9 protein-coding genes are annotated in these 11,214 nt (G+C 40.4%); 6 read left to right on the forward strand and 3 right to left on the reverse strand.

Annotated elements, in window-relative coordinates; all coding sequences use genetic code 11:
* The first annotated feature begins 29 nt into the window (after positions 1–29).
* The 5 genes from ACKPEB_RS07025 (at position 30) to ACKPEB_RS07045 (ending at position 5,941) form a co-directional block, all read left to right on the forward strand.
* A complete protein-coding gene (locus ACKPEB_RS07025; RefSeq protein WP_408964148.1) occupies positions 30–995 on the forward strand; it encodes an HNH endonuclease in 966 nt (321 codons plus the stop codon).
* A gap of 7 nt (positions 996–1,002) precedes the next feature.
* Positions 1,003–2,583, forward strand: a complete 1,581-nt coding sequence (gene dndC / locus ACKPEB_RS07030) for a DNA phosphorothioation system sulfurtransferase DndC (RefSeq protein WP_408964149.1) — start codon at positions 1,003–1,005, stop codon at positions 2,581–2,583.
* Positions 2,584–2,723: 140 nt separating this feature from the next.
* Positions 2,724–4,709: a DNA sulfur modification protein DndD gene (dndD, locus tag ACKPEB_RS07035; protein ID WP_408964150.1), complete on the forward strand. Its 1,986-nt coding sequence runs from the start codon at positions 2,724–2,726 to the stop codon at positions 4,707–4,709.
* A 156-nt stretch (positions 4,710–4,865) separates the two neighbouring features.
* The gene (gene dndE / locus ACKPEB_RS07040; RefSeq protein ID WP_408964172.1) at positions 4,866–5,264 is read left to right on the forward strand and encodes a DNA sulfur modification protein DndE; all 399 of its coding nucleotides are present in this window, start codon (positions 4,866–4,868) and stop codon (positions 5,262–5,264) included.
* Positions 5,265–5,410: 146 nt separating this feature from the next.
* Positions 5,411–5,941 carry a late competence development ComFB family protein gene (locus tag ACKPEB_RS07045; protein ID WP_408964151.1) on the forward strand — a complete coding sequence of 177 codons (531 nt, stop codon included), beginning with the start codon at positions 5,411–5,413 and terminating at the stop codon, positions 5,939–5,941.
* A 426-nt stretch (positions 5,942–6,367) separates the two neighbouring features.
* On the opposite strand, the gene thiD is transcribed toward ACKPEB_RS07045, so the two are convergent.
* The 3 genes from thiD to ACKPEB_RS07060 all read right to left on the reverse strand — a co-directional run bounded on the left by thiD (position 6,368) and on the right by ACKPEB_RS07060 (position 9,538).
* Entirely contained in the window at positions 6,368–7,180 is an 813-nt protein-coding gene (thiD, locus tag ACKPEB_RS07050; RefSeq protein WP_408964152.1) for a bifunctional hydroxymethylpyrimidine kinase/phosphomethylpyrimidine kinase, read from the reverse strand.
* A 109-nt stretch (positions 7,181–7,289) separates the two neighbouring features.
* Positions 7,290–8,555 (reverse strand): cell division protein FtsZ, encoded by a 1,266-nt coding sequence (gene ftsZ / locus ACKPEB_RS07055; protein WP_408964153.1) that lies wholly within the window; start codon positions 8,553–8,555, stop codon positions 7,290–7,292.
* A gap of 128 nt (positions 8,556–8,683) precedes the next feature.
* Positions 8,684–9,538, reverse strand: coding sequence for a cell division protein FtsQ/DivIB (locus tag ACKPEB_RS07060; protein WP_408964154.1), 855 nt, complete (start codon positions 9,536–9,538; stop codon positions 8,684–8,686).
* Between the two features lie 221 nt (positions 9,539–9,759).
* Here ACKPEB_RS07060 and ACKPEB_RS07065 point away from each other — a divergent pair, with 221 nt between their 5' ends.
* Positions 9,760–11,022 carry an ATP-binding protein gene (locus tag ACKPEB_RS07065; RefSeq protein ID WP_408964155.1) on the forward strand — a complete coding sequence of 421 codons (1,263 nt, stop codon included), beginning with the start codon at positions 9,760–9,762 and terminating at the stop codon, positions 11,020–11,022.
* Positions 11,023–11,214: the final 192 nt, after the last annotated feature.

Below are 11,214 nucleotides of genomic sequence, written 5' to 3' on the forward strand. Positions count from 1 at the left end.
TATATCTAAATTTCGGTTAGGAGGAAAATATGGACAGTACACAACCCAACAGCAGACAAACTCTTGCAGACTATTGTAAACGATTTTCTGAATTAAGAGTAAGTAATAGTCGTCAACGAGGTGATGCTCCTTACAAACCTATTTTGTTGTTATCTGTTATTGATCTTATTGCACAAGGTATTATTGAGCAAAACAAAATTACCATATCAGATGAATTAATTAATACCTTTAACAAATATTGGCGACTCTTAGGTAATAAATCGTACTTAGGGGGGTTACACTATCCTTTCTTTTACTTAAAACGAGAGCAATTCTGGCATTTAGAGTTAAAATCTGATTTTGATGGATTTCAGCCTAAGAGTATCAATAAGTTGAAACAAGCCGTAGAATATGCAACCTTAGATGATCAGTTATTTGAATTTATCAAAAATGGAGAAAGCCGAAAAGAATTAGTAGATACTTTAATATCAGTTTGGTTTTATGATACTCAAAAAGAATTAGAAGATATTTTAGGAGTCAATCAATATTTGCAAGATGAATCTGAACAAGAACTAACTCAGCTAGGGGAATTAATTGAGAAAAAGATCAGAATTTATAAATCAGTTTTGAGAGATGCTTTCTTTAGAAAATCTATTGTTCATATTTATGATTATAAATGTGCTTTTTGTGGTTTAAAGGTAACTCGTTCTATTAATCAAACTATCGTTGATGGATCCCATATCAAACCTATCTCTTTATTCTATGACAATAAAATTGATAATGGTATTTCATTTTGTAAAAATCATCATTGGGCATTTGATCGAGGTTGGTTTACAATAGATAATGATTATAAAATTATTGTAGCTCAAGATTTACAAGAAATATCACCAAATGCTAAACCAATGAAAGATTTTAATGGAGATTCTTTATTTTTACCTAACATGGAAAAATTTTATCCAAGGCTTGATGCTATTCAGTGGCATCGAAACAACATCTTTAAAACTGTATTAGGGTGATCGCAGCATGGCTATTGAACAACAAATATCCTTATTCCCATCTCGAAATATTGATGAATTTGCCAATGATCTTGAAAGTCTGACTCAGGAAATTAAAGATTTATATTGTTTAGATCAAATTCCCTGGGTTATTGGCTATTCTGGAGGTAAAGACAGCACAGCTAGTTTACAATTGATTTGGAATGCGATCGCCACACTTCCTCCTGAAAAGCTCAATAAGAAAATTTATGTTATTAGTACAGATACTTTGGTAGAAAATCCTATTGTTTCTGCTTGGGTGAATAATTCTTTAAATAGAATGAAATTAGTCGCTTATAAAAATAATCTTCCTATTGAACCTCATTTGTTAACACCTGAAGTAACACAAACTTATTGGGCAGGTTTAATAGGGAAAGGTTATCCTGCACCCCGTCATCGGTTTAGATGGTGTACTGGACGTTTAAAAATTGATCCTTCTAACCGTTTTATTCGTGATGTTGTACGGTCAAATGGTGAAGCTATTGTAATTTTAGGAACACGCAAAACAGAAAGCTCTAACCGTGCGATGATCATGGCTAAACGGGAAACAAAACGAGTTCGTGATCACCTTTGTCCTCATCCTCATTTACCAAGCTCTCTACTTTATACGCCCATTGAAAGTTGGCGAACTGATGAAGTTTGGATGTATTTAATGCAATGGGAAAACCCTTGGGGTTTGGATAATAAAGAATTATTTGCCATGTATCGAGGTGCAACAGCCGATAATGAATGCCCCTTAGTGGTTGATACTTCTACCCCTAGTTGTGGTAGTTCTCGGTTTGGATGTTGGGTTTGTACTTTGGTGGATAGTGATAAATCATTAACCGCAATGATCCAAAATGATCAAGAAAAAGAATGGTTACAACCTCTTGTAGATCTTCGCTTAGAATTAGATATCCAAAATGATCGAGATAAACGAGATTTTCGGCGAATATTTGGAACTGTTCAACTCTTTGAACGAAATGTTGATGGAGAAATATCCGTTGAACCTATACCGGGGCCATATACTAAATATTGGCGAGAACATTGGTTAAGACGGGTATTAGAAGCCCAACAACAAATTAGGGAAACAGCACCCGAAGAATATCGAGATATCACCTTAATTACAATAGCAGAATTAAGCGAAATTCGACGAATTTGGCTCGAAGAAAAACACGAATTTGATGATAGTTTACCTAAAATTTATGAAGAAGTCATGGGAGAACCCTTTGAAGACCCCCGGTTAGGAGCAGGAAATAGCGTTCTCGGTGCTGATGAATGGCAACTGTTAGAAGAACTGAGTCAAGGAGATGGAATGTATATGGAACTGATGGCAAAACTCATCGATACTGAACGTCAATATAAAACAATGGCGAGACGAACTGGTATTTATGATGATTTAGAACGTTGTTTTGAAACCAGTTCTCGACCGCAAGAGGAAGCCATTAATAATGCCCATTATGAACGTAATTTAAAAGAAGCGGCAAAAACCGGAAGCATTGAACAAGTCAAGCAAGCGGTTGAAGGGAAAAACCCCGACCCTCCTCAACAGTTAAGTTGGGAAACTTTGAAATTTCAAAACCCGAGTTAGAATAGGCAATAGGCAATAGGCAATAGGCAGAAAATAAGTTAGCTGTATATGCCTTTATTCTAACTTTTTTCGTTAAAAAATTAACAGGAAAGATGCCTGTTCCACTGATAGAGATAATAGAAATAAACCATTGATTTTGTATGCTTTTCTTAGAATTAACTGTAGAAAACTTTGGCCCCTATCGAGGGAAACAAGTGATTGATTTACGACCTAAAATTAATGAGAATGGTGTTAGTCCCATTGTCTTATTTGGAGGCATGAATGGCGGTGGAAAAACAACCTTAATGGATGCCATGCGTCTGGCTCTTTATGGACAACGAGCCCAATGTTCAACCAAGGGAAGTTTAAGTTATCCTGACTTTCTCAAACAAGCGGTTAATAAACACACTTTACCCCATGAAGAAACCAGTGTCGAATTGTTATTTGAACATATTGTTAAAAATATGCAAGTTCAATTTCGGGTGAAACGTCGCTGGACAAGAAACCCGAAAAATGGTAAAGATATTTTAGGAATCTTACTCGATGACTGGCCGGACTCGGCATGGTTAGAAACCTGGGATGAACGCATAGAAGATTTTTTTCCCATTGGTATTTCTAATTTATTTTTATTTGATGGAGAACAAGTTAAAGAATTAGCCGAGTTAGAAGAACCGCCTAACGTTGTTGTTAAAGCCATTCAATCTTTATTAGGGTTAGAATTAGCAGAACGGTTAGCGATAGATTTAGATATTCTAGCGAACCGTAAACGAAAGCAGTTAGCGGACTCTAAAGAATTAGCAGATTTAGAAGCCATTGAGAATAAGTTAAATGGTTATAAATTAGAATGGGATACCGCAGAAAAAACCGTGTTAGAACTGAAAGAAAAAGCCGGAATAGCCCGCAAAAAGTTATATCAAGCCAAGGAAAGGTTTAAATTAGAAGGGGGAAAAGTAGCCTCAGAACAAGGTCAACTTGAACAACAATTAAAAGAAGAACGGGAAAAAGCCAAACAACATCGTGACCTGCTGGGTAAATTAGCTTCTGAGTATTTGCCATTAAATTTAATTACTCCGTTATTAAATCAAGCGCAAAGCCAAGGAGAACAGGAATTAAATTGGCAAAAGGCAAAAGTTGCCCAAGATTTTATTAAAGAACGAGATCAGCGATTATTTCAATATTTAGAAAAACTTAATATTAGCCAAAAGCAATTAGACCAGATTAAAATCTATTTAAAAGATGATTATCAAAAATTTGCCGATGATGCTGAAAATCAAGAACTAATTTTTTTAGGAATAGATGAAAAGGTGTTTCAGGACTTAAAAACTGTTTTAGAGCATCAACTACCGAGTCAAATTCAATCCTCTGAGAATACTTTAGAAGCTTTAAAAAAGACAGAAGAAGTCATTTCTAGTTTAGAACAACAATTAGCGGTTGCTGCACCTCCAGAGGTTTATGAACAACTGTTAGAAAACGTTTCCCAAGCTCAAGGAGAATTAACGAAATTAGAAACAGCTATTGAGGAAGGAGAGCAACGTTGTAAAAAATGCCAAAGTCAATATGAAAAATCCAAGAAAGAGTTAGAAAAATATAGTCAAAATACCATTGATCGAAAAAATGCGAATCATATTATTGATAGCGTTGCTAAAGTGCAAAGTACCCTTAAAATTTTTAAGGAAAAACTAACTCTTAAAAAGCTGAATAAATTAGAAGTAGAAGTTACAGAATGTTTCCGTTATTTATTACATAAATCCGACTTAGTGCATCGAGTCATGATTCAAACGGAAGATTTTAGTTTATCTCTGTATGACCCCCAAGGGCAACCTGTTGAGAAACATCGCCTTTCTGCGGGAGAAAAACAACTGTTAGCGATCGCGTTTTTATGGGGGTTAGCGAGGGTTTCTGGGTTAAATTTACCCATTGCTATTGATACCCCATTAGGTCGGTTAGATTCTTCCCACCGTCAGAACTTAATTGAACGGTATTTTCCCGCCGCGAGTCATCAAGTGATTTTACTATCAACGGATACGGAAATTGCGGACAAGGAAGTTAATAGTTTACGAGAACAAGATGCGATCGCTCGTGAGTATTTACTCAAATACGACCCAACCCAAAGACAAACCCGTATTGAACCGGGTTATTTCTTCTAACAATTGTTTAGCAAAACTTCATAAAACTTGAAATTCGATCAAGATTTTGTAAAAAAATTCTCATCCCCGATTTCATTTTCTCCGTATTTAAGTATACAATTTCCTATATATAGGTTTGAAATCTGTAGATTTCCTGAATCCTAAGATTGAATGACAATGGAACCTCCTGTAGAGCGAATTCGCCTATCTCTAACTGCGAAAGAGCAACTTACCAAACTCAAACGAATCACTAAAATAGAGAATTGGAATATTCTTTGCCGTTGGGCATTGTGCCGTTCACTTTGTGAGCCAACCCTTCCGTCCCCGGTTCCCATCCCCACCGATAGTAACGTTGAAATGACGTGGCAAGTCTTTGGGGGAGCGATGTGTGATTTGTTAGTTGTAGCTCTGAAGCAACGTTGCCATAATGATCAACTAGGAACTGATCCAGAAACCCTCGCCACCCAATTCCGCTTACATTTGCATCGAGGAATTGGTTATTTAGCGGGTGATCCCAATCTCAAGCAGATTGAAGATTTAATAACTCTCAGGCCCTCTCAAAACCCGGAAACCTAATCGGTAGTTTTGAAATCATCTGAAATTCACACCGAATGGGATCACCATTTCGCGGAAATTCTGTTCCCCAATGCCTTTCTCCTATCTTTCTAGGGAAGCGTATTAACTTCCAAAATCGTTAAAGTAGATCCAAGAGGAGAATCTCCGTGACCACACTGAATAGTGAATCAGATTCTATCAATACGACTATGGCTATGGGTGCTAACCGTAAATATCACAATGTCATGGAAGAGTTAGTAACGGAAGAAGCGAAGCGTCAATTAGCTTCCCTCCCTGCCAAACTGTCCCAATATATTAAGCGGGTTGAAGTGGAAACCTACGCCCTCAACCGTTTACCCCCCCTGTATGCTTCCAGCAAAGAAGGTTGGATGCAGCAACTCAAACGTGGACGAGCCGAGTTTTCTGCTTCCGTCAAAACCGCCGTCCGACAAGCGATCGCCGCAGTACAAAGAGATTTGTTGCGACACTCAACGCCTTTATCTGCCGAAGAAAGTATATCCGTAAAAGAAGAGAGCAACACACCAGAACCTTCAAGAGAAGTTGTACCTCGTCATTCCTATGAACCGATGGAGGATAATGTGTCGAAGTTGGATCAGAAAACCGTCCATCGTCACCGTTCTTTTGCTGATAATTACTCGCGCAAAGAAGCATCGATTCGGGATGGATGGTTCGGTTAATCTTCAGAGGATGGGGAGCGTTGACACACCTCTCCCTATAAGTGCGAGGATTCTTTAGAAGGAGATAACCCGATGGTCATTGCTCGAACCACAACTCCCAAAACCATTCTTACGCTTGTTCTAGTGTCGTGGGACAGGCGATGCCAATTGCCTCTACTCTCTCGCCCCGAAGGGTCTGAGCCTACTTTTAAGTCGTTTTTCGCTCACTCGCTTAATCGTTTCTGCTTGTGGGGGCTAGAACTAGAGTGTCAACACCGGTTCAACCATTTCGGTTAAACGCCCTTTAACTATAGCGTCCCACCAGTGGGAATCTCACCCGTCAATTAAGGTCATCGTGGCTTTAGTTATTCTAATCCCAGTTCAAATTAATGTAAAGCCGTCCTAGAAGGACGGGGTTTCTACCCAAAATTTTCGATGATTGCGGTTTTAGTGTTTGGGTATGGGGGAAAGCAACGGATAGAAATGTCCGACTGGCCCTTGTCCTTGACCGAGACTTAAGGAGTGTTCTAATGCAGTCGTTACATAAAGCTTACCCCGTTCTATGGCAGAAAATATATCTTTGTTAAGGCAGAGATTAGCTGCAATTGCAGCCGACAGAGTACAACCGGTACCATGAGTATTAAATGTATCAATCCTTTGAGTTTTGAAAGTGTGGAACTGGTTGCCATCAAACACTACATCTACCCCTCGTAATTCGCCGGACATTCCCCCACCTTTGACTAAAACAGCCTGTGACCCAAACTGGTAAATCCGTTGGGCGGCGGCTTGCATATCTGCTAAGGAGTGAATCTCTAAACCACTTAACAGTTGAGCTTCATAACGATTGGGTGTCACCAGAGTCGCCTGGGGAAGTAACAGATTTCGCAAGGTAGCTACCGCCTGATCATCAATTAACTGTACCCCTGTGCGGGAAACCATCACTGGGTCTACAACAATAGGGATTGAGTTCAGGAGGTCTAATTGTTGAGCAACGGCGGTAATAATCTCAGCATTCAGTAACATTCCGGTTTTTACCGCTTGGACACCAATATCTGTAACTACCGCTTGAATTTGGGCGACTACAGCATCAGGAGGTAAAGCATCGACCCGTGTTACACCCAAAGTATTTTGAGCGGTGACACAGGTTAAGGCGCTGGTTCCATGAACACAATGAAAGGCAAATGTCCTTAAATCCGCCTGAATTCCGGCTCCACCCCCACTATCTGATCCAGCAATGGTTAAAGCAACAGGAATAGTCATCTACGAATTACGAATTATGAATTACGAATTACGAATGGGCAATCTTGCTATAGGCAACAGAAATTTCGCCCCCTGCGGTCACTGAGCTTGCCGAAGTGCCCCGGCTCCCTTAACGTGGCGGACGACGTTTCCGCAAAAAGTCAGGAATATCTAATCCGGGTTGAGGCGGGTTTGTGGGCATTGGAGTTTCCGGGGCTGGAATGACCGGAATCTTATTACCCCGTTGTACATTCACTTCACGGGCGACGGGAATGGCTTGTTTATTTTCTCCTGAAAATCCGGTAGCAATGACCGTAATTTTCACTTCTCCCTGCATTCGTTCATCAATCACCGCACCAAAGATAATATTGGCATTGGGATCAACCACTTCATAGATGGTTTCGGCGGCGGCATTAACTTCATGTAAGGTTAAATCCGTGCCCCCGGTAATATTAAAGACAACGCCTTTCGCCCCATCAATAGAGGATTCTAATAAAGGAGAGGCGATCGCAGCAACGGCCGCTTCTCGTGCCCGTGATTTCCCCGAACCGATACCAATGCCTAATAAAGCCGATCCCGCATCCGCCATCACCGCCCGGACATCGGCAAAATCCACGTTCACTAACCCTGGAATTGTAATAATATCGGAAATTCCCTGTACCCCTTGACGTAAGACATCATCGGCATAGCGAAAAGCTTCTTGAACAGGGGTTTGTTCATTAATTACCGATAATAATTTATTATTAGGAATCACAATTAAGGTATCCACACGGGATTGTAAAGCCGCGATGCCCTCTTCCGCTTGAGAAATGCGACGGCGACCTTCAAAAGTAAAAGGACGAGTAACGACCCCAACGGTTAACGCGCCAATTTCTTTAGCCACTTCTGCCACAATCGGAGCGCCTCCGGTTCCGGTGCCGCCCCCCAATCCAGCAGTAATAAAGACTAAATCCGCTCCTTCTAAAGCATTGTGAATTTCATCTCGTGATTCTTCCGCCGCTTTTTGACCAATGGCAGGGTTTCCCCCTGCTCCTAACCCCCTAGTTAATTTCTGACCGACTTGCAGGCGTTTTTGGGCTTTGGATAGAGTTAACGCTTGAGCATCGGTATTCACTGACCAAAACTCAACACCCGTTACCTGGCTGTCAATCATGCGGTTAACAGCATTACCGCCACTGCCGCCAACACCAATGACCTTGATCCTTGCAGCATTGCTGGGAATAATATCGCCACTCCAAGATTCTTCACGGGGCATATCTTTAGAATCATTATTAGGGTTAACTATTCGTTCATTTCTACAGAATGGATTGGCTGAATCTGCTGACAACCAGGGATTCGCTTTTCCTTCAGCATCAGAATTGCCTTGGGTAGACCCCAGATTATTCTTAACTGTCATTTTAATAGGGGAAGTAGATGAATAACGGTTTTATAACTTTAAACCACAGAAACACAACTACTATAGGGTAAGTTGGTCGAGAAACCAAGTCCTTTGACCGAGTTATTGATCCTGAAGGAATCAGGTTGTTAGTTAGAGCTAGACTCCTCCTCTGAGGAAGTCCGTTGAGCGGTGGTTTCCGGTCGCATCTGGAGGAGCGGTTGACTTGGATTCTTCAGATCAAAATACATCTTTTGGCTTTTATCGATGTGTTGTGGGACATTTCTCATGCGATCAATCACCCGCAACTGCTCAGGAAATTTAGAACTATAGGGCCCAATATGAACGGTACCAATTTCTGTCTCCAGAATGACATTACTCGAATCTTGCCAATTGATTTGCAGGATTTTCACCGGACTGCGACTTAAGACTTGATAAAGTTGTGACCAGTAAGCTTGATATTGGTTAACATTTCCAATGACTTTTAAGGTTGGTAATTGTTTAGATTTTTCTAATTCGGTATAGTTTTCGATCAGGCTCCAATCTCCACTTGCATCTAACCATCCAATTTGCTGATGGGCGGTGGATTGGGAGAGAGTTGAAGACGGATAAGCGACAGCAACAGGTTGTCGTTCTTGAATTTTAATCATTAAACTCGGTGGAAATAACTGGCGAGTCACAGAAGCCGAGGCAATTTGGCTTTTTGATTCCAAGGTTTGTGCTAAAGTCTGGGGTTGAATTTTCCACAAAGATTGAGGATAGGAGAGGCGAAGCAATGAACGAACGGTTTGATCTGATAACAATTGATTGCCTTCAACGTTGATTTGTTCGGGTTGACGAATAAACCAGATGGGTTGATTAATCAGCCAAAATAAACCTACCGCCAAACTACTAACCGCCATTGCTTGCCATAGAATTTGAACTAATCTCAGACGCCGTTGACGTCGTAACTGCTGACGGCGACTCAAAAGTTCACGGTTTGAAATAGATGGAAGATTAGTCATCAGTTATCAGTAATTCCTGAAGTGATTATAAACTTTTCCGTATTGCCCTGTCCCCTGTCTCCCCCGATCCCCGATCCCCCTCATCCTGAAACGAGCTACTATCAGTAAACTATATAGAGGTACTGACCGATAAAATCGATAGAGAGGTTAAGAGTCTAATTGTGATCGAGCTTGATTTAAGTAGATTCTATAAAGCGTGTAATCCGAGTAAAACCATCGACATGGCTAACCCCCAAGATCGAGAATACTACATCGATTTTTCTTCGGTACGGGGTAGCGATATTATTCGAGAATTAAGCCGAACCATTACTCTGCTATCCCATGATGAACCCACTTGTCAATTATTTAGTGGTCATATTGGATGTGGAAAATCAACCGAATTGTTTCGTCTTAAAGATCTATTAGAGCGTCAGGGTTATCATGTCGTTTATTTTGAATCCTCCCAAAATTTGGATATGGCGGATGTAGATATCAGCGATGTGTTATTAATGATTGCTCGTCAGGTGAGTGAAAGTTTAGAATCGGCTCAAATTCGTCTTAAACCTGGATATTTTGCCAATTTATTTACAGAAATTTCCGAGTTGATGCAAACCCCCATTCAACTTTCCGCAGAAGCCGAATTATCAGTTGGCATTGCCAAAATTAGTGCGAAAACCAAAGATTCACCCAAATTACGTTCTCAATTACGGCAATATTTAGAACCTCGCACCAGTAGTATTTTAGATGCCATTAATGATGAAATTTTAGGACGGGCAAACCAGGCGTTACAAGCGAAGGGAAAAAAAGGAATTGTCGTTATTGTTGATAATTTAGATCGGATTGATAGTTCTCCGAAACCTTGGGGAAGAACGCAACCTGAATATTTATTTGTTGATCGCGGTGAACAACTCAAACGTCTCAATTGTCATGTTGTATTTACCATCCCCTTAACTTTAATGTTTTCTAATGATTATGATCGGCTCTCCAGTCGATTTGGAGTAAAACCCAAAGTGTTACCAATGGTTCCCGTCCGTCTTCGGGATGGAAGCAATAATCCCAGTGGGATGATTAAGTTACAACAAATGGTGTTAGCGCGAGCCTTTCCCCACCTGTCACCGGAAGAACGTTTATCTCGGATTAATGTTTTATTTGATAGTCCTGAAACCTTGGATCGATTGTGTAGGATTAGTGGGGGTCACATTCGACGTTTATTGATGTTGATGTATAGTTGTTTACAACAAGAAGATCCTCCCTTTACTCGGTCTTGTTTAGAGCAAGTGATTCAAGAATATCGAGATGATATTTTAGGAGCGATTAACGCTGAAGAATGGGAATTATTATTACAGGTAGTAAAAACGCAAAAAGTCACGGGAGAAGATGAATGTCAAACCTTACTTCGGAGTATGTTTGTATTTGAATATCGAGATCAAGAAGGTCGTTGGTTTGGGATTAATCCCGCTTTAATGGAAAGTAGTCAATTTAACAGTCTCACCGCTCATCGCTAAAGCGGTGTGGTGGAGGTCTTCAAACCGAGATTTCAGATCATTTAACTCTTTGTAGAGACACGCTGGATAGGGGCGTCTCTCTTGACACTCTCAGGTCTGAAGACGCGGCTGAGTTTTCAAACTCCCATCTTGGTCTTATAAAAACCCCGTGGGAGTGTGGAAACGAGAACGAATTCTGTCTGCAGAATCGAG

It is taken from the genome of Planktothrix sp., from assembly GCF_046067725.1.
GTDB lineage: Bacteria > Cyanobacteriota > Cyanobacteriia > Cyanobacteriales > Microcoleaceae > Planktothrix.